General features: G+C 55.2%; 18 protein-coding genes and 1 pseudogene. 7 read left to right on the top strand and 12 right to left on the bottom strand.

What is annotated here, in order from left to right:
• The first annotated feature begins 40 nt into the window (after positions 1-40).
• From B3729_RS13740 to B3729_RS13715, 6 genes are all read left to right on the top strand, one after another.
• The gene (locus B3729_RS13740) at positions 41-1,855 is read left to right on the top strand and encodes a copper resistance system multicopper oxidase (protein ID WP_286788160.1); all 1,815 of its coding nucleotides are present in this window, start codon (positions 41-43) and stop codon (positions 1,853-1,855) included.
• Positions 1,856-1,879: 24 nt separating this feature from the next.
• Positions 1,880-2,170 (top strand): hypothetical protein, encoded by a 291-nt coding sequence (locus B3729_RS13735; RefSeq protein WP_181123821.1) that lies wholly within the window; start codon positions 1,880-1,882, stop codon positions 2,168-2,170.
• A complete protein-coding gene (locus B3729_RS13730; RefSeq protein WP_286788158.1) occupies positions 2,160-3,158 on the top strand; it encodes a copper resistance protein B in 999 nt (332 codons plus the stop codon). Before B3729_RS13735 ends, B3729_RS13730 begins: the two co-directional genes overlap by 11 nt.
• Positions 3,159-3,167: 9 nt before the next feature.
• Positions 3,168-3,977 (top strand): c-type cytochrome, encoded by an 810-nt coding sequence (locus tag B3729_RS13725; RefSeq protein ID WP_019365435.1) that lies wholly within the window; start codon positions 3,168-3,170, stop codon positions 3,975-3,977.
• Positions 3,978-4,452: 475 nt separating this feature from the next.
• Positions 4,453-4,782, top strand: a complete 330-nt coding sequence (locus B3729_RS13720) for a four-helix bundle copper-binding protein (RefSeq protein WP_019365436.1) — start codon at positions 4,453-4,455, stop codon at positions 4,780-4,782.
• Positions 4,783-5,159: 377 nt separating this feature from the next.
• Positions 5,160-6,194, top strand: coding sequence for an SDR family NAD(P)-dependent oxidoreductase (locus B3729_RS13715; RefSeq protein ID WP_150345761.1), 1,035 nt, complete (start codon positions 5,160-5,162; stop codon positions 6,192-6,194).
• A gap of 286 nt (positions 6,195-6,480) precedes the next feature.
• On the opposite strand, the gene B3729_RS13710 is transcribed toward B3729_RS13715, so the two are convergent.
• From B3729_RS13710 to B3729_RS13665, 10 genes and pseudogenes are all read right to left on the bottom strand, one after another.
• Positions 6,481-6,936: a DUF305 domain-containing protein gene (locus B3729_RS13710; protein WP_019365438.1), complete on the bottom strand. Its 456-nt coding sequence runs from the start codon at positions 6,934-6,936 to the stop codon at positions 6,481-6,483.
• 512 nt (positions 6,937-7,448) lie between these two features.
• The gene (locus B3729_RS13705) at positions 7,449-9,158 is read right to left on the bottom strand and encodes a hypothetical protein (RefSeq protein ID WP_019365439.1); all 1,710 of its coding nucleotides are present in this window, start codon (positions 9,156-9,158) and stop codon (positions 7,449-7,451) included.
• A 105-nt stretch (positions 9,159-9,263) separates the two neighbouring features.
• On the bottom strand, positions 9,264-10,337 hold the full coding sequence (locus tag B3729_RS13700) for a heavy metal sensor histidine kinase (RefSeq protein WP_286788157.1): 1,074 nt from the start codon (positions 10,335-10,337) through the stop codon (positions 9,264-9,266).
• 4 nt (positions 10,338-10,341) lie between these two features.
• On the bottom strand, positions 10,342-10,629 hold the full coding sequence (locus B3729_RS13695) for a hypothetical protein (protein WP_286788156.1): 288 nt from the start codon (positions 10,627-10,629) through the stop codon (positions 10,342-10,344).
• Positions 10,630-10,729: 100 nt separating this feature from the next.
• Positions 10,730-10,960 carry a hypothetical protein gene (locus B3729_RS13690; RefSeq protein ID WP_019365441.1) on the bottom strand — a complete coding sequence of 77 codons (231 nt, stop codon included), beginning with the start codon at positions 10,958-10,960 and terminating at the stop codon, positions 10,730-10,732.
• A gap of 23 nt (positions 10,961-10,983) precedes the next feature.
• Complete coding sequence (locus B3729_RS13685) at positions 10,984-11,229, bottom strand: DUF2933 domain-containing protein (protein WP_232235685.1); 246 nt, start codon at positions 11,227-11,229, stop codon at positions 10,984-10,986.
• A 44-nt stretch (positions 11,230-11,273) separates the two neighbouring features.
• On the bottom strand, positions 11,274-11,591 hold the full coding sequence (locus B3729_RS13680) for a co-regulatory protein PtrA N-terminal domain-containing protein (RefSeq protein WP_019365443.1): 318 nt from the start codon (positions 11,589-11,591) through the stop codon (positions 11,274-11,276).
• 137 nt (positions 11,592-11,728) lie between these two features.
• Positions 11,729-12,085 carry a copper-binding protein gene (locus B3729_RS13675; RefSeq protein ID WP_019365444.1) on the bottom strand — a complete coding sequence of 119 codons (357 nt, stop codon included), beginning with the start codon at positions 12,083-12,085 and terminating at the stop codon, positions 11,729-11,731.
• Positions 12,082-12,741: pseudogene (locus tag B3729_RS13670) on the bottom strand (efflux RND transporter permease subunit); the annotation flags it as partial. The gene B3729_RS13675 and the pseudogene B3729_RS13670, both read right to left, overlap by 4 nt.
• A 9-nt stretch (positions 12,742-12,750) precedes the next feature.
• Complete coding sequence (locus B3729_RS13665; RefSeq protein WP_286788155.1) at positions 12,751-15,114, bottom strand: heavy metal translocating P-type ATPase; 2,364 nt, start codon at positions 15,112-15,114, stop codon at positions 12,751-12,753.
• A gap of 309 nt (positions 15,115-15,423) precedes the next feature.
• Between B3729_RS13665 and B3729_RS13660 the strand changes: the two genes are divergently transcribed.
• Positions 15,424-16,050, top strand: a complete 627-nt coding sequence (locus B3729_RS13660; RefSeq protein ID WP_019365447.1) for an HAD family hydrolase — start codon at positions 15,424-15,426, stop codon at positions 16,048-16,050.
• A gap of 125 nt (positions 16,051-16,175) precedes the next feature.
• On the opposite strand, the gene tnpC is transcribed toward B3729_RS13660, so the two are convergent.
• A complete protein-coding gene (gene tnpC / locus B3729_RS13655; RefSeq protein ID WP_019365448.1) occupies positions 16,176-16,538 on the bottom strand; it encodes a Tn3 family transposase post-transcriptional regulator TnpC in 363 nt (120 codons plus the stop codon).
• Positions 16,535-19,549: a Tn3 family transposase gene (locus tag B3729_RS13650; protein WP_286788154.1), complete on the bottom strand. Its 3,015-nt coding sequence runs from the start codon at positions 19,547-19,549 to the stop codon at positions 16,535-16,537. Before B3729_RS13650 ends, tnpC begins: the two co-directional genes overlap by 4 nt.
• Positions 19,550-20,011: the final 462 nt, after the last annotated feature.

The following is a 20,011-nucleotide window of genomic DNA, read 5'->3' as shown; positions in this document are numbered from 1 at the left end:
TCTTTTTCAGACCTTCCCTAGGCGAACCTTTGTTAAAGGCTTGACTGCCGCAGGCCTCCTTGGCGGTCTTGGCTTGTGGAGAGCTCCGGTCTGGGCAGTGAGTAGCCCGGGCCAGCCCAGCGTACTAACCGGCACGGAGTTCGATCTGCTGATTGGGGAGACGCCGGTCAACATCACCGGCGCGGCCCGGACGGCGATGACAATCAATGGGACTATCCCAGGGCCGCTTCTACGTTGGCGTGAAGGGGATACCGTCACGCTGCGAGTCAGGAATAAGCTGAGCGAAGATACGTCGATTCACTGGCACGGCATGATTTTGCCGGCCAACATGGATGGCGTGCCTGGATTGAGCTTCCACGGCATCGCTCCCGATGGCATGTATGTATATAAGTTTCAGGTTAAACAGAACGGTACCTATTGGTACCACAGTCATTCAGGCCTACAAGAGCAGCTTGGTGTCTATGGCCCGTTGGTCATCGATGCGAAGGATCCCGAACCGTTCAGCTATGACCGCGACTACGTGGTGATGTTGACTGATTGGTCCGATGAGGATCCCGCTCGAATCCTTTCTAAGCTCAAGAAGCAGTCCGATTATTACAACTTCCACAAGCGCACTGTCGGAGACTTCATTAACGACGTGAGCGAAGACGGCTGGGCCGCTACGATTGCGAATCGGAAAATGTGGGCTCAGATGAAAATGAGTCCCACCGACCTCGCCGACGTAAGCGGCTACACCTATACCTATCTAATGAACGGCCAAGCTCCCGACGGGAACTGGACCGGTATCTTTAAGCCCGGCGAGAAGCTTCGTCTGCGGTTCATCAACGGCTCGGCCATGAGCTATTTCGATGTCCGCATTCCAGGGCTGAAGATGACTGTAGTCGCAGCCGATGGCCAATACGTCAACCCAGTTAGCGTCGACGAATTCCGCATTGCCGTGGCAGAAACCTACGATGTGATTGTCGAGCCTGCAACCGAGGAGGCTTACACGATCTTCGCTCAATCGATGGACCGCACAGGGTACGCCCGTGGCACGCTAGCGGTTGCCGAAGGGCTGAGCGCTCCTGTTCCAGAAACCGATCCTCGACCACTAATCACCATGGACGACATGGGGATGGATCACGGCAGCATGGGCGGTATGGCGGGCATGGACCACGGCGGCGGCATGCAGGGCGACATGGGCGCGATGGACCATAGCAACATGTCCGGCATGAACCACGGTGACATGCAAGGGATGGGCGACATGGGCGACATGGCCGGAATGGATCACAGCAAAATGGCTGGGATGTCCGGGATGGACCACTCTGGAATGGCTGGGATGAGCGCAGGTATGCAGTCGCACCCGCCCTCAGAGTCAAATAACCCACTGGTGGACATGCAGACCATGAGCCCGACTCATAGGCTGAACGATCCCGGTATTGGCTTACGAGACAACGGCCGCCGAGTCTTGACCTATGGCGACTTGAGAAGCACTTTCCCCGATCCGGACGGCCGTGAGCCCAGTCGGACGATTGAACTCCATCTCACCGGCCACATGGAGAAGTTCTCCTGGTCATTTGACGGTATAGAGTTCTCTGATTCGGAGCCCCTGCGGCTCAAATATGGCGAGCGGGTACGCATCACTTTGGTCAACGACACCATGATGACCCATCCGATTCATCTTCATGGTATGTGGAGCGATCTTGAGGATGAGAATGGAAAGTTCATGGTTCGCAAACACACGATCGACATGCCTCCCGGTTCAAAGCGGAGCTATCGCGTGACAGCTGATGCGCTCGGGCGCTGGGCTTATCACTGTCACCTACTGCTTCACATGGAAATGGGTATGTTTCGTGAAGTCCGAGTGGACGAGTAAGAGGAACTTTATATGGGGAATTTTATGAAGCGTAAAACTCTTATCGGCAGCGCGTTTATATTCAGTTTGCTGGGCGTAATGAGCATGTCAGCTGCGTTTGCAGATCAAAAACATGATCAACACAAGCAATCATCGGCTTCGTCGCAGAATCCGGTCAACAAGCCGGCATCTCAGGCACCAGAAATTTCTAATTCCGAAATGAACCACGGCGACATGGATCATGGCTCGATGGACCATGGTGAAATGGACCACGGCAAAATGGGCCATGACCCGAAGGCTACTGGTACTGAGGTGGATTCACACCATGACCACTAGATCTTGTCGCTTTGCTCTGATTGCGCTCGGAGTTTCGTTGAGCGCAGCGGCTGGAGGGGTAGCTAACGCCGCCGAGATGATGGATCACTCGATGCATCAAACCCCTCCTACTCCGGCAGCTCAAGCCCCAGCATCGTCTGCCAAGCCCGCAGCTATGAATCATGGCCCCGGTGGGCAAATGGACCACTCCGCAATGGGTCATGGTGCGATGGACCACAGCAAGATGAACGATGGTCAGATGAAGCATGACGATACGCTCGAAATGCCGGGTATGGTTCATCCCTCGTTCATTCCAGTCTTGACCGATGCGGATCGGACAGCAGCATTCCAGAATCTTCAGGGACACACGGTTCATGACAAGTATCTGGCCTGGTTCCTTGTGCTAGATCAACTTGAGTACCAGAACGCAGATGAAGGTAGCACCCTCAGTTGGGAAGCGACCGCCTGGGTCGGTGGCAATATCAATCGGCTCTGGTTTCGCTCGGAAGGTGAGCGAACAAATGGCGTTACTGAAGACGCGGAAATCCAAGCGCTCTTCGGACGCGCCATCAGCCCATGGTGGGATGTGGTAGCTGGTGTTCGGCAGGACTTTAAGCCCGAGTCGCCGCAGACGTGGGCAGCCTTAGGCGTTCAGGGGATGGCTCTGTATGGCTTCGAAGCGGAAGCCACCGCCTTTCTTGGTGAAGGTGGGCAGACAGCAGCACGCTTTGAAGGGGAATACGACATTCTCCTCACTAACCGGCTGATCCTCCAACCGACCGCCGAGTTCAATTTCTATGGCAAGGATGACCCTGCGCGCGGAGTAGGGGCTGGTCTGGCAAACACGGAGGTGGGGCTCCGCCTACGATACGAAATCGTTCGTGAGTTCGCACCTTACATCGGCGTCACCTGGAGCCGGGCATACGGTAATACCGCCGATATGGCGAGAGATGAAGGCGAAGATATAGATGAAGCGCGGTTCGTTGCTGGCATTCGGATTTGGTTCTAAGGACCTTCGATGAAAAAAATAATTATTAGCTTCGCTGCCTTCTGCGCACTAGGCCTGTTGGTGGTGGCCGGAGTTGTTTTCTCAGGACTGATTAGCGTTGCCGCAGATGATCCTCATACCGGAGCCGTTCACGCTTTCCTGGAAACTGCTCGCAATCGCTCGATTGAGGTTCGCTCCGAAGACATAGCCGTGCCATCCCTCGACGATGAAGACCAAATCCGCGCCGGGGCGGGGAACTACGACTCGATGTGTGTGGGTTGTCATTTGGCGCCAGGCATGGCTGAGACCGAGCTAAGTAATGGCCTTTATCCTGCTCCACCCAACTTGGCTGAAGCGGGGCTATACGATGACCCAGCAAAGACGTTTTGGGTCATTAAGCATGGCATCAAGGCCACTGGGATGCCTGCGTGGGGTAAAAGCATGGCTGACCCGTACATCTGGGAAATGGTGGCTTTTCTGCGGAAGCTTCCTGACCTAGATGAAGGAGCGTATCGAGCGCTCGTTGCGTCTAGCGGTGGTCACCAGCATGGTGGTGGGGAGACCCCAGCAGGGCACGGTAAACAACATGGTGAGATTGCCTCGGACGACCACCATCAGGGCGACAGTGGCGGCTCGGATCACCACGGCTCTAGCGGCTCAGGTGGAGCACCCGGCCAGCCAGGCTCCGGGCATCATGATGGTAAAGAAAGCGATGACCATCATGCGTCAGACCAGCCACAGACGGCGGAAGAAAGCACTGACAATGACCGTGCCGATGCGGAAGGCAAATCTCCTTCAAAAAACCATGTACACGCAGACGGAAAGCAACACGAGCACTAACATCCGGTATGTGTGTGCCTAGTCGGTCCTGACTAGGCTCGTTGAAAGGCGCCTCAGCAAAAGCATAAGGGTCGGCTCTAGGCCATCCTAGTCGACGCAACGGTACCGGAGGGCTCTGCGATTGCTTCCTAAACGTTAGGCCGCAAGGCAAGTAGCTCAAAAAGTTAAGCGGCTTTCGCTCCGGCCGTTCCCCAGTAAGGGCTCCCAGTCGTGGCGACAGGGAGCTTGCCATACCCCACTAATCATCTAGACCAGACTAGCGAAGCCGGCCAGGCAATCTATTGGCTTGTCGCCCCCCAACTGCGCCCGCATAGCTCCCCGGTGCGGTTGGACGAACCTTACAGAATTGTAATGAAGTTGGACGAAACGGGTTAGATAGGAGCCTGTCGTATTTTTTGTGCCTGTTAATACGCTTATGGGTGTGTTCGGCTAGTAGGCACCGGCGACATACAACTTTCGAAACCTGGAGAACGCAATGACAAACTCAATGTTCGCTTCCTGTATCCAAGCTTGTTCGAACTGTGCCCTAGTATGCGAAACGTGCGCCTCTGCGTGCCTTCGTGAGGATGACGTAAAGATGATGGCTCGCTGCATCGAGCTTGACCGCGACTGCGCGGACATTTGTAGGTTGGCCGCCACACTAATGAGCCGCGAAAGTGAGTATGCTAAGGAGTTCTGTGCCCTTTGCGCCAAGATCTGCCGTGCATGCGGAGAGGAATGTGCGAAACATCAAATGGATCACTGCCAAGAGTGCGCGAAGGCATGTATGAACTGCGCTGAGGAATGTGAGCGGATGGCAGGATAACATCCGTAACTCACCGCTCTGGCACAACTAAATTGGGAGTGTCAGAGCCCCTTGAAGAGTAAGAAAAACCATGGTGCGCTTAATGTTCGTGCCTCCATGACATATCGAAAAAGCGCGTACGATACCCGCAACTGCCAAGAGCGAATAAATCCCTGTCCAGCAGCATTTCACTCCAAAGCGAAATACGCTCGTTACGCGCTAGCAACTCTTACTTAGCCACCGATGGTCGCCACCGTAACGGTCTATTATCTTGCTACTGTTTCCCAATTTAGCGCTGAAAACTAATTGAGTGAATTAGCATGAAAGCTCCTGGCAAAAGGCGGTCCTAGAACAACCAAGCGGGCCATGCGACTTTATTTTGCTGGGAAAAAACGAAAATGGTTTTGCGAATATTCCCATCGCAGCGATTGGCTTTGCTGCTAGTACTGCTCGCCGTTCTGCAACTCAGTGGCTGCGCCGTTTCCCCGCGCCTGAAACCAAGCGACCAGCCAAGCGTTGCTGGCAAAACCTTTGTCATCACTGGTGCCTCCAGTGGCTTCGGCCGGGGCGTGGCGCTCAAGCTTGCCGCTCTGCAAGGCGAAGTGGTGCTAGCGGCCCGTCGGACCGACGTGCTCGAAGAACTGGCCGCGCAGATACGCATGGCTGGAGGATCGGCACTGGTGGTGACCACCGACGTGAGCAACCCGAACGAGATACTGGACTTGGCACGAGCCGCCATCGAGCGTTTCGGCAGAATCGACGTTTGGATTAACAACGCTGCGGTCGGAGCGCTGGGTCGTTTCGAGGACGTTCCCGTCGAGGACCATGCGCGGATCGTGGATGTCAATCTTAAGGGCGTGATCTATGGCAGCCACGCAGCCATGCGCCAGTTCAGAGCTCAAGGCTTCGGCACGCTTGTCAACGTGGGCTCAGTCGAGAGCGAGATACCGCTGGCTTATCATGCCTCCTACGCAGCGACCAAAGGTGGCGTCATGAATCTCGGCGCGGCAATCGCTGAGGAGGTTCGCCTGAGCGGTAGCGAGACCATCAATGTCGCCACCGTCATGCCCTGGGCTGTGGACACACCGTTCTGGGAACACGCGGCCAACTACACCGGCGGCACCCCACGCATGGCCGCAATGGATGGACCAGAGCAGGTGGTCGAAGCCATCGCCTGGGTTTCGGTCAACCCGCGCAAACGACTACCGGTAGGCTGGAAAGCCCGGGGTGCGATAATCTCGCATTCACTGTTCCCCTCTCTCTCCGAGCGAGTCGCGGCGAATATCGCGCACCGTTGGCAGATTGAGAAAGCACCACCGGCATCGCCGACGACGGGTTCGCTCAACGAGCCAATGCAATCCGGCACCGGTGTGCATGGCGGTGTACGTGAACGTATGGAGCAGGAAGAAGCTACACGAGCGCAATCTAAATAGTCGGTTGCGTAAAGCTGCCTCGGTGCAGCCACAAGGGCGTTCGCAGCCGGCTCCTCTGTTCTGATGTAGCTCTTTAAGCAGAGCCTGATTCAGCACCGGTAAAACTTAGTTTCGATCCTATTTCTTACAACTGAACCATCCGATCGCCACTCTTCAGGCCCTTATCATGGCCGGCTTATCCCGGCCTTTACCAGCTGAATCATCACAAGGTGTGAGCAGCGATCGATAATCATGATGTTGCTGGGAAATACAAGCCTAGAGGCAACGAGGCGCTTCAAACCTTGTGTCAATTTGCCCTCTCTAGATCAATGATCAGGGACTTCATTTCTGCGATTTCTCGGCGCTGAGCGTCGATGATTTCGTCGGCTAATTTGCGGACGCGAGGATCTGAAATCTGAGCTCGTTCACTTGTCAGGATGGCTATCGAATGGTGGGGGATCATGGCCTTCATGTAGTCCGTGTCGTCTACCGTCGCTTGCCCACGTACAAGCCATAGTGCAATGGCAAAAGCTACTGCACTTCCTGCAAATATCGCTAGATTTACAGACTTACGCTTATACATGTTGAGCATGAATGCGAGCATGACTACTGCCATTACCGCGCCCATCACTAATGCCATCCAAGCGCGAGTCTCGCTCCAAAAAACATGCTCGAACGAGTAAGTATTTAAGTACATCACGCCATACATAATGATCGTAGACGTAGCTACCATCGCTGCAAAGCGCCAGTAAGACATTTGCATAGTTAGACCCCTTTAATGATTGCTGCTGGATCGGCGGCTCAACGTGTTCGCGCAGCCCTGCTTAGAAGTGGCTTTCGAATGCTCTCCTAAAAACGGACAAGCCGAGGATGATGAGGTTTCGATTTTTTGAGAAGCTTACAAAAATGTAACCATCGACCGTTTGAGACCGTCTTAAAGCGCTGTCAGCTGCGCGAATTCTCTGGTGTACTACGGGTGATGTTCCCCTGAAATAATCAATCGCTAATAGCTTATAAGCAGACAATACCAACGTCGCGCTATGGACCACTGCGCGAAAGAGCGGGCCCACTAAGATGGCCTTCGAGCCTTGAGGCCCGACTGCTCGGCATTAGGAAGCCCAGTTATCTTGAGCAATAGAACGCTCGGAAAGAACAATTCAGCACCTAGCATAGGCCACATTTTGTCAGGTGTGACCGCAGGGTTAGTACTCGCACATTAGACGTGTGACGGCTAAGACGGCTGGGTGTAGGTGGCCCCAGGACTGAGCGGCGAGCTTATTTCTGTCCCAAGCCGCACCTTTCGCGGCGCGCAGAACCACTGTCATTTTGAAACAACAGACCTTCGATTCGATCATGTTCCTCCGGTGTTGGCAGAGCAGATGAATCTACATTTCCAATGCTATTCGGCTGACCATTTTCTGGTGGGCCAACTTCAGGGTGGTAAGCGCCACCTGCGTCGAATGCAACCCAGCCGTACCATTCTCGGATGACTTTGGACGGATGGTTGCCCTCCATTGCAACATACCAGTCCGCCAGTCGGAAACGTTTACCCGCAAGTGTTGAGGTAGCCTTTTCGGTTCGAACCAACGCCAGATACAGCGGGTGCGGCAGTTCCTCCACGGCACCGTTTTCATCGAGCAAGAAAGTGAATGAGGCGTGCGACCGCTGCTCTGTGGAAACAGCTCGCTCCTCGTCCTCGCCTAAGGTAAACACCGGAGCAAAGCCGCCGCCCTCTGTTCGGAAGTTGGTCGTCTGGCCTTGGTAGATCCTGGCAGCGTTCCACTGCACCTCGCCAGCATAAGCGTATGCGCGCAGGTCAAACTTCATTGGTCGTACCTGAGGGTCCGCGACAGTCCTGCGCTCGCCAGGAGCCACAAGGGACTGAGCCAGGTAGTTTCCGCCAACGATTTCTTCCCATACACGCTTGGTAAGCTTGTCTCCTCGGTACGCCCCGCGACTACCAAACCCGCTGACGGGCTTGAAGAAGAGGCTACGGCGGTTTTGCCAGAGGTGCTCTGCGTTACCATGCCCGACAGGAACGGTAAGCGGGACGTATTGGGCCAATACGGCTCGGATTTGCTGATCAACGCCAATCTCTTCCAAAAAACGTGCGTTGGTTAGGTCAACCAACCGGCGTTTGTCGGCATAAAGGGCATAGGCCTGAGGGTGCGGCGTTACCGTCACGACATCAGCCAAATAAGCGCGGCGCAGCGCGCTGCAATTGTCACCTTCCAGATAGAAGTCGGTGAGTCGGTTGTAGACGAGATCCACAGGCTTTCCGTCGACCAAGAGGCAATCGTTGTGAAAGGCCAGATCGGCTGGGTCTGCAATTATGCAGTCGATTCCAGCTGACTCGAATAACTGCTGAAAAAGAAGAAACTCCGGATACAGGTATTGGGCTTGCGGGCTTTCATCCAAGATCACCATGCGCTTGAGCGGTCGTTGCTCGCCGCTCGCAGACCATTCCTGGGCGAACATATCCAGAATCGAGCGCTCGAAGCCGCCGGGTCCTTCCTGACCTGGCGAAAGCCCGACTACGCTGCTGCAACAACTACGCTGCGCGCGGGCGAGCAATACGTTTAGCATCGCTCCGCCCGCATTTGTGTTTATTTCGATGAGCCCAAGCTTGTCATCATCCAGATGGAAGTCGTAGCCAAAGAAGACGCCGCGCGCGCCCCAAGGATTATGTCGTGCAATAGGAGGTGCAGAATCCAGAGCATGCTCACGCCAATCGGGCGAACTCACGGTCTGCTCGATGGCCTGAATAACCTCATTAACCTGGCGCAGCCGCAAGGATGAAACAAAAACCGGGCGTGCAGCAAACACATGGGGGCAACGTGACTTCAATAGCTCCGACAGCTCTGAATCCCCAAGCTGTTCGGTCAATGCGTTTACGAGCGCAGCTTGATCTAGGCTTACGCAGAAGCACGCTTCGTTGAGCGCTGCGGCTGTCGAACCGCATTTTCTTGATGAGGACGCTTGCACGTGAACCTCCAGAACCAAATATACAGGTTCGAAAGCCTTGGCCTCCTTCGGTTCAGCCGGGCATTTCTATAAGCGTAGAACAGCGTCGTTGCTAGCGCTCTGCCATTAACTAGACATCAGCCTTGGAAGCGTCATTGTGAAAGTCGTGTGCCCCTCAGCTGATTCGCAGGCGATGCGCCCTTTGTGCGCTTCCACGATCGAACGAGTGATAGCCATGCCGAGCCCTGCATTCATGGTGGTTCCTTCGCGCCTTGCGGTATCCACCCTGTAAAACCTGTCGAATATTCGGGTGTGAAGCTCGGCTGGAATAGTTATGCCTCGGTTGGATATGGCTGTAGAAACCGAGTTACCGCTCTGGCTTATTTCAACGCTGATAATGCTGCCTTCCTCTGCATACCGAACTGCGTTCGAGACTATGTTTGAGATGGCCCGTCTTAGCATTGATTTATCGCCATGTACCGACCCATCGCCTGAAAGCGCGATTTCAACTTTTTTGTCCTCGGCTGCGAGCTCGTAATATTCGATAACGCTCGCGGTAATCTCGGCCATGCTGGCATCTTCGGCACTGGGCGTAATCTTCCCGTTGTCCGCTTTGGCGAGGAACAGCATGTCATCGACCATTTTCGACATGCGCCTAAGTTCTTCGAGGGCGGAATACAAGATATCCTTATAGTCAGTATTCTCGCGGTCGCGCAAGAGCGCGACCTCTATTTGAGTAAGCATGCTGTTCAGGGGCGTTCTTAGCTCATGCGCAATGTCCGCTGAGAAACCTGACAACCTGAGGAAAGAGTCATCCAAGCGCGAGAGCATTTCATTGAAGTTGTCTACGAGCTCATGCAGCTCGCCTGGAACTGACTCGGTCGGAATTCTGGTATCCAAACAGTGGGCGGTTACCGTAGAAGAAGTCTTTGACAGTTCGTCTATTGGTTTTAAGCCTTTCCTGATCAGAACCACGCCTAGAGCGCCACTCAGAAGTGCACTGACCACCAGTGTATAAGCGAACCATTGCTGAATCATTTCAAAGAAGTGGACTCGATGCGTTACATCCAAAGCCAGATAGATGACTGTGTCCTGCCCTTCGACCCGTTGGTTTATTTTTCTGGTAATGCCGCTGTACTGGTGGCCATCGAAACTTACTGTCCAGCGTTCCTCTTGGAGGTCCGTGACAAGAGGTAGCAAGCTCTCAGACAGATTGTGATGGGAGTAGACCGTCTACTACAAGCGCAGTTGCGAAGCCAAAGGAGTGCTCAATAACAGCATCGATCCTTGAAGCGGTCTCAGGCCCGAATGCTGAGCTGTTGAGTAGCGTACGCTCTACTGCAGTGGCCTTTTCATTCAGCACTTGTGCATCTTTGCGTTCGAAATGGAGCTGGCAAAAATAATTGAAGCTGATTGCGGCGGCCATCAGCACAACCGTAACCACGAGCATGAAAGCTATCGCCATTCTGCTCGTCAGTGACACTTTTCCCATCAGTACGGTCCTGGTTAGGCCATCACGCATAAAAAAGCAGGTGGGCGCCCAGAAAAGGTGCCCGACCTGCTTCGATCATGGTTGCTCGCACTCTCGTATCCTAGGAGGCGTCTGGATTTTCCCCATTTTGCGAGTGGCCGGCTTCGGCCGCCTCCATCATTTCACGACACTCTTTCATCATTCCACGCATGTCGCCCATCATTTCCATATGCTTGTCGCCGCTCATCATGCCGGTTTCCGAATGGCTTTGGCCCGCTTTATCTGCCGCTGCGAAACTCAGTCCGCTCGCCAGGGTGATTGCGATTGCTGTAACGGTAACCGCCTTTCGCATGTTATATTTCCAAGTTCAGTGGGTTATTCGCTTTTGCTTAACAAGCTGTTTTCGCCAACGTTAGGCTCCTTGGGCTTGCCGCACTTACCGCTAGACATATGCTTCATGCATACGACCATCATTAACAAGCAGGGCAAGAGAAAGAGCAGGCTTGGCAGCGTTGTTGCCAACGCCGCAGTGCTTTGGTTCAGGAGAATGTAGCCAACTACAGCTGCGGCTAACCCCGTTACGATCGGATTGCGCTGCAGTACGCTTTTAATCTTGGACATCATGCTGCTCATCTAACTATCCCTCGGATATCAAACTTGGCAGATTAGCCGTTGTTCACGCCAACTGGGGTGCTCAAGAACTCTACCGTATGGATCTTCCCGTCAGGGGCCTTTACCGTCATCTCGTACGTTTGCACTTTAGCGCTAGTTCTATAGTTTTGAATAATTCCTGTCGCACCGGTCGCCCCTGCAGGTGCGATGCTCAGTACTTTGCCTTCTTTGACAAGCTCCTGAAGGGTGGGCTTTACTCCTGCCGAGTCATTTAGGCGATTCAGAGTACGTTCGCTTCCGCCTTCGGCCATTGCAAGCGAGGAAGCAACGGTCAGAATAAAAGGAACAATTACTTTGGTTATGCGGTTCATGGTTTTCACCTCTCGGTTAGTTGATGCCTGTAGATTAAAGGCTTACTACTTACAAGAAGCTGTTGCCAAGGTTACAAAGCCGTAATCGCTCATTTTTTGGTACGACCGCCGCGTCTGCGGCGGTCGCTTTCTGCTCTTTACTGCTTTTCGATGCGCGTTATGGTGGAATCCATGCCTTTCGAGGAGAATTCGAATTCGACCTGGTCCCCTTCTTTCAGTGTTTTGAGCTGATTAGGCTTTGCTTTGAAGCCCATCGTCATCGACGGCCAGCCCAACGCTTCGACCGGGCCGTGGGCAATGGTGACGGTTCCGCTCTCGGTGTTTACTTTCTTGACCGTACCTGTGGCTGTAGCGGTCTGTCCCGCCGACTTCTGGTCCATTGGCATGTTCATGCCTTTGTGATCCATCGGCATGCCGTCCATTGGCTCCTTGTCGGCGGCATAGGCGACTGGTACTAGGAAGAGTGTCGCAAGGGTGATGTGCTTGATGTTCATGGATGTTCTCCAGTGGGGTTGGTTGCTTGCTGGGGTGTGACACGCAATTGCCGGCGGCGCATCAGCAGGTAAGCTGCCGGCAGAACGAACAAGGAGAGCAAAGGCGCGGTGATCATGCCGCCTACCATTGGCGCGGCGATGCGGCTCATGATTTCGCTGCCGGTCCCGCTACCCCAAAGGATGGGCAGCAGACCGGCGATGATTACTGCGACAGTCATGGCCTTAGGGCGCACCCGTTGTACGGCGCCTTCGCGGATTGCGTCGAGGAGAGCGCCCTCACTTTGTGCTCCGGCATCAAGGCGCTCGATCCAGGCGTTCTTCAGATACAGCAACATGATCACACCGAACTCTGCGGAAACCCCTGCAAGCGCAATGAAGCCGATACCTGTCGCGACGGAGAGGTTGTACCCCAACAGGTACAGGAACCAGACGCCCCCGGTCAGGGCGAATGGCAGCGTAGCCATGATGAGCAGCGCCTCGCCAAAGCGGGAAAATGTGAGGTAGAGCAAGACAAAAATGATCAGCAGGGTAGCCGGCACGACGAGCTTGAGCTTCGCGTTAGCGCGCTCCATGAATTCGAACTGGCCGGAATAGCTGATGCTCATGCCGGACTCGAGCTGGACACCTTCGCTGATCTTTTCCCTCAGATCGCCAACCGACTGGCGCTAACCAACGCGCGCTTGACGGAGCCGGAGGGCGTTGAACACAACGGATGCTGAGCTGAGGCTCATGGCCAAGGCAGCAATCATCGGGGACAGCAACAGCCCGAAGAACGGATAGAGCAGGCCTGCGGCAATTGGGATGCTCAGCCCGTTGTACATAAAGGCAAACACAAGGTTCTGACGCATATTGCGAACAGTTGCCACCGAAAGCGTCCGTGCACGCAGGATCCCCATCAGGTCACCTTTTACCAGCGTAACTTGAGCACTGTTCATGGCCACGTCAGTGCCCGTGCCCATCGCTATGCCAACATCAGCCCTGGCGAGCGCCGGTGCATCGTTAATCCCGTCGCCTGCCATGGCAACTACCTTACCGAGGGCTTGTAGCTTAACCACCAGCGCTTCCTTGTCCTGCGGCTTTACTTCGCCATGCACGTCCTCGATCGATAGCTCACGAGCAACTGCGCGGGCAGTGGTAAGCCCGTCGCCGGTGGCCATGATGACTTGCACGCCCTCGGCCTGGAGCCGGGCTACAGCTTCTTTGGAGGTTGGCTTGATTGGGTCCGACACGGCCAGCAAGCCGGCAAGGGCTCCATCAACGGCCAGATAAATAATACTGGTCCCGCTCTCGCGTAGTTTTTCTGCCTGATCTTTCAAGGGCTCGACGCTCACGCCCGCATCCTCCATAAGCGCGGTATTGCCAAGCTGCAGCTGCCTGCCTTCCACCAGGCCACGGACTCCGATCCCTGACCCTGACTCGAAGGTCTCTGGCTTCACCAATTGGATACCTTCGCTCCTCGCATGGTCCACGATGGCGTGAGCCAGGGGATGCTCGCTACCCTGATCCAGACTGGCAGACAACCGGATAACTTCCTGAGCATCAAACGGCGTAACGCCTATCGCACGATCAAAGACAGGTCGACCCTCAGTCAAGGTTCCTGTTTTATCGACTATCAGTGTGTCTACCTTTCGCACATTCTCGATGGCACCTGCATCTCGAAAAAGCACGCCACTTCCAGCCGCCTTGCCTGTGGCAACCATGATCGACATAGGCGTTGCCAGGCCGAGTGCGCAGGGACATGCAATGATCAAAACCGCAACTGCATTGATCAGGCCGAATACCCAGCCCTGCTCGGGTCCGAACAGGCCCCATGCAAAGAAGGTCAACAGCGCAATCCCGATGACCGTCAGCACGAAATAACCAGCAACCGTGTCCGCCATTCGCTGCATGGGTGCTTTGGAGCGTTGCGCATTCGCAACCATCTGTACGATTTGTGAAAGCATGGTCCCGGAACCAACCTTAGTGGCTCGCATGACAAGCGAGCCACTCGTGTTCATCGTCGCGCCGATAAGCGAATCGCCTGTTCGCTTCGTCACCGGCACGGGCTCGCCCGTTAGCATGGATTCGTCGACGGCGCTCTCGCCCTCCAATACCTCTCCATCCACCGGTACCTTTTCACCAGGACGAACGCGCAGATGGTCACCCTCGTGAACGTGTGTAAGCGGAATGTCCTCCTCGGATCCATCCTTGGCGATACGGCGAGCGGTTTTAGGCGACAGACCAAGCAGGGACTTGATTGCCGAGGATGTCTGGGAGCGGGCCTTTAATTCAAGCAACTGCCCTAAAAGCGTCAGGGAAATGATGACCGCGGCGGCTTCGTAATAAACGCCTATCCGGCCACCCACCATGAAGGACGCTGGAAATATGCTCGGTAAGACCGTTGCCACGATGCTGTAGATATAGGCAGCCCCCGTGCCCAGACCGATCAATGTCCACATGTTGGGGCTGCGATGTTTGACCGAGGCGAGACCGCGCGAAAAAAATGGCCAGCCTGCCCACAAAACAACTGGGGCCGTGAGGGCAAGTTCAACCCAATTCTGGCTAGCTCCGTGAAACAGCGGAAGTGCATGTCCCGCCATGGCCAGCAATGTCACAGCAACTGTTAACGGCAACGACCACCAGAACCGCCTTGAGAAGTCCTTGAGTTCAGGATTTTCCTCCTCGTCGAGTTCAGGAATCAGCGGTTCCAGTGACATCCCGCAGATAGGGCAATCACCTGGCCCCATTTGGCGGATTTCAGGGTGCATCGGGCAGGTGTACTCGGTCGTTGCATCACCGGCGGGTGCCTTTTGCGCGAACGGCGCGGATGCATGAGACGATGACCCATGAGCCTGCTGTGCAGCGAGATATCGAGCAGGGTCAGAGCGGAACTTGGTCTGGCAACCCTGGCTGCAGAAGCGGAAAGTGCCTCCCTGATAGTGCTCTTGATGCTCGCTGCCCTCTTTCACCTTCATCCCGCAGACGGGGTCTGTGAGTGCTGCAGTATCTTTCGTTTGGTCGGGCTGGTGATGGCACTGCGGAGAAGACATACGGGCACCTTATGGATTGGTTAGCAACGAACGTGGCCTACTGCAGGGACGTTTGTGGTTTTTCCAATGCTTGCAGCGTCTGACAGCCAATATATGCAAAGCGTCCTGACCAAAGGCTGAAGTAACCATTACATTTCTGTCAGGTTCTCCGGTATGTCAGGTCGTATGAATGTTGAAGCGAGCAGCTGGAAAAAGTAGCTCGCGCAAATACCGCTTGCTGGCCTAGCCTATGCCTCCATTGTCCGATGCTCGGCCGCTTTCATTGATGAAATACCGAACCGTGCAAAGCCTAAGCGCAGGTACTCTGTTTTGATAGAAGCCGTAATTTTCGATGTCTATGGCACGCTCCTGCAAATCGGTGAACGACGGCGGCCATTTCGCAAGCTTTTAAAACAGGCACGCAGCCAAGGTCGTCAACCTAGGGCCGATGATGCCAGGACATTGATGACACGAAACGTGGGGCTAGCCGGCGCCGCCAGCCTGTTTGGTACACAGCTAGGTAACGATGAGCTTGCCACTCTGGAGCTTGATCTTTATGCGGAACTGGCCAGCGTACGTCCCTATGATGACGCCCTGCAGGCACTGGAAAGCCTTAGGAGAGCGGGGCTGAAAGTGGCGCTGTGCTCCAACTTGGCTACCCCCTATGCCATACCTGCCAAGTTGCTACTGCCTGAGTTTGACGCCTATGCCTGGAGCTTCGAGGTGGGCGCGATCAAACCGGAGCCAGCGATCTACGAACATCTGCTAAAGCGGTTGGATTGCAAAGCGTCTTCCATTGCAATGATCGGCGATACATTGGAGGCCGATGTGCTCGGTCCCGGTAGGCTGGGAATACATGGCTTCCACCTACAACGCGATGCCATCAGTGGTCCTGAGCGTTTCGCTAGCCTGAGCGAATTTGCAGACCACATTTTGGGGCATGGGCGCTCACGCTAGTTCGCGCATTGGCCGCAGCGGCTTTGATCACCCACTCGTAGAGCTGATTGGTGAGGTGATCCCTTTGCCGGCGATCCTATCCATGGTCAGGAACAGCTGAGTCTTGTCGAAATCGGCCAGAGTGCTCATGCATCATGGTTTGGTGCAAGCTTGATAAGTGGCGCAAGGAGGAGTTGAGCAGTGCGAGCCCAGGAAACAAGCCCCTCAAGATCCGTCTGCAGAGATCCGGCCTCTGCCCAGACACAAGCATTCTCGGCAGGCACCGTAAGGGCGATGCCCTCAACTATCGTCAGAGCCATCGCATGCAATCTCAGCAGCTCGTCGCGAATGGCGGTGGTTCCGCCCAGTTCCAGCAAGCAGGCGTCCAATCGATCAACCAGCCGGAGCAGTTGAGAGGCGTCGAAGCCGTCGCGCAGGTTTTCCAACGCCACCGCATCGACTTCGCCGTACGGTGTAACGCGAAAGGCTGCGGGAGGAACATTCATCATGTGGTTTTCTCGGTATCTAGCTGGCGAGGTGTGATCACCCGCAGCGAGCCGGCAGCTTGTTGGAACACCAAGTCCTTGATCCAGGGCTCCGGTGGCCGGTTGAGCTTGAGGTTGAATTCGCCGAAGCGCTTGACGTTGCTGGTCAGGTAGGGGCTGAGGAAGGACACGTCCTCGTCGGTGAACTGCCAACCCTCTCGGGCCAATTTCTGCAGAATACGCATCATATCCACAGTGTTCTGCAGGATCACCGATGAGGCCACCATGTCGTTGTAGCGCAGACGTTTTTGCTGTTCGTCCGGATCGTTCTCGGCAATCACGTCGCCACCGAACGAAAGCCACTTCGAGAAACCGTTGTAGGACTCGATCTTGTTGGTGTTCGCGGTGACTTCCTGGCGCAACTCGCGGCTGCCGATCCAGTTGAGCAGGAAGATCGTGCGGATCACGCTGCCCAGTGCCTGGGCCGCATGGTAGAGCTTGTTGCGCCGGCTGTAGGAGCCGAGTTTTCGCAGCAGCATAGGCGAGGAGATTTTGCCGGCCTGGATGGACAGCGCGACCTGCATCAGATCTTGCCAATGGGTTTCGATCAAGTGCCAGTCGGCAGTGTCGGTGAACAGGCGGTTGATATGCTTGTACGACGCGCCGCGATCCGTCCGGCACATCACCAGGTCACGCCAGTTGCGGATACGCGGCATCAGGTTGATGCCCAGCAGATGGGTGAAGGCAAAGACTGTCGCCGATTGCCCCTGAGTATCTGAATACACAGTGTCTGCCTCGACACTGAGATCAGCCTTTAGCAGCCCCTCAATTACGTAAATCGCCTCCCAGATGCCAGGTGGGATGAAGTGCTGGAACACAGCGATGTAGTTGTTGGCCACGTGCCGATAGGCCACGGCACCCATCTTGCGGTAGCGGAAGTGATAGCCGGCCAGCAGGTTGTCATCATAGAAGTCGAACTGCGTGCCGTCCGCTGCCACCGCCTTGCCATCGCCCCAGAGCTTGGGCAGATCAAGTTGCAGATAGAGTTCCACCAGCTCGCGGTTAGCCTTGTCCAGCTTCTCCAGTGATAGGTGGCGGCGAGTCGTATAGGACAGCATGTGTGGCGTGACATTACCGGCCAGATGCCGCGCGGCCTGGTTGGGGCCGAGATTGCAGCCCATGGCGAAGATGGTCATCAGATAGCGCTCGGCAGGCTCTTTGAGCTTCGGCTCGTTACCGGACATGGGACCGAAATGCCGCGTGAACTGAATCCAGTGCTCGATGTTGGCCATGATGTCGAGCACATGCCTGGCCGGCATGCGCTGCATAAGCGCCGTCTGTAGTGAAATGGCCGAAGGTGGGATGTCCCGCGCCGTTACTCGGCGCAACACCGGTTCTCCGGCTTCGTTAATCGATACGTCCCCTCGGCAAGATGGGTATTTGTCGTCCAGTTGTTGCGCGGTTTCCTCCAGCTGGGTCTTGAGGGAGCCAACAAACTCCTTGGCCGTGCCTGGCAGCCCGACCTTTTCGCAGTAGGCCGGTAGTCGCTGGAGGCATTCTTCCCAGGGCAGCAACTGCTTGCGGTAGTCGGCGAAGGATTCAGACTCATGTACACACATGTCACCCGATCGCAGCTCGCTGGCCAAGTAGGAGAACACGCAGACTTCTAAATAACGCCGGTTGGTCGGTGGCCCCTCACTGGCAGGACGACGAACGACCTTGACCCAGCGCTCCGACGCAAACGACAAGTCGACGTGCTCGTCGATCCATTCGCGGTGTAGATTCTCGCTGTCTTGGATCAGTTGAAGAGCCTGAACCAGCGATCGATCCTGAGTCGTGGGCTCCAGTTGGAGAAGGTGGCTGAGACGGAACAATAACGAGCGATGGGACTTGAAGTGCTTCCAGATCAGCGGCAGATAGTTATTACCGCCGGTAGCCTGTACTTCGGCGCAAGTCTCACGCAACCGATCCAGATTGCCACCGGGGGAGAGGTATTCCCGAATCAGACTGCCAGCCTCCTGGTCATCCGGTTCTTGAACCAGAATCTGCACCACGCCATCCAGGGTCGCCGCCAACTGCTCCAGCTTCTGGCGTTGCCGCGCCTGGATTTGCTCCAAATCCTCCTTGGCGCGTTTATGGATCGTCGAAATCCGTCGGATGAACATCTCGGCCAGGTGATCCCGGGTCCGCACGCGCATGCGGTAGATCAAGGCCAGCATCAGCGTGTAGCGTTTCGGCAGTGAGCAGTCCTTCAGCTCGGCTACATCCGACGCCGCGGCTTGGGCAGCGAAGTGGCGGATCTTGGTGTCGACTATTCCTCCAAAAATGGCACCCAGATCCCCGAAGCTCTCGAGCCAAGCCAGATGATCGATCAGCACCTCCAAGTGCTTGCGAGATGGCTTCTTGGGCGCCTGCTTCAGCGCATTGAAGTCGCTCTGGCGTCGGCCGAAATCAGTGTCGAGCAGATCCTTTAACTTGTGGATCACCTCGACTGGCGTTCTGGTTACTACGAGGTTGAATATTGCCTCTTGGGATTCGGCATGAATTCGCTCAGCGAGATCATTCAGGGTCGAGTACGCAGGGAGCTCATAATCCTGGCTGATCAGCTCTTCGATTACGGAGTTGATGATGTCGGCGCGTTGGTCAAGCACAAACGACATTGCTTTGGCATGCCGCTCGGCGAGCTCCATGGCATCAGAGCCGTAGAATGCCGTCACACCGAGGCGAGCTCGGATCGCGTTCATGTGGCGATATTGTTGGAACCACTTGTATTCCGCGAGTTTCACCTTGCTACGCTGACCCAACTCTCCGCGAATGAAGTCCACCAGTTGATTAGGTACGTCGGTGATATCAGGAAAATATCGGAGCACCTGAAAGGTTTTGAGGAGAACGGCGAGATTGAGGTGAAAGGGGGCCTTGGACTTGCTTCGTACCCACTTAATCTCATCATCTGAGAACGAAAAATCACGCTGCAGCTCAGCTTTTGAATACGCCTTTGGCAGAGTGGGATACGCCGTACGCTCTAATGAAGCCATAGGAACTCCTTTTCTGAGGAGTCAGAAAAGATAGTCCACGATCAGAGGCTGTGCGGTCGATTTGGTAAATTCTCTTGGCATCAACACGTTACGTGCGAAGTGAGTGAATTTTACTTATATCTCGGCATGACCCCTATGACGGTAGGGACGGGCGCAGCGATGGCAGAGAATGTGAGGCCCAGAGTAGTGATCAGATCGATTGTGCCTATCGCACCCGCATACACCTTGCTTGCGCTGCCTTTAAAACTGTCTGCCCTGTCGCGAATCGCGTCTCTTGCGGTAACTGCGCGTGTCTCTATCGTTAGGGCTGCCCGCTTTGCACTTGCGCTGGCGGTGCCCATTACCCGATCAAGCAATCTTTTCGTGTTGATGTCGTAACTCATCAGTAAGCCCTAATGATTTGGCATGTTCTATCTATGCTACGCGTAGGAAAGTGAGGTCATTCCTCGTGGTTGGTACCCG

This window comes from Pseudomonas sp. UBA3149, from assembly GCF_002364655.1.
Taxonomy (GTDB): domain Bacteria; phylum Pseudomonadota; class Gammaproteobacteria; order Pseudomonadales; family Pseudomonadaceae; genus Chryseomonas; species Chryseomonas luteola.
This window is presented reverse-complemented; position numbering and strand designations above follow the sequence as displayed.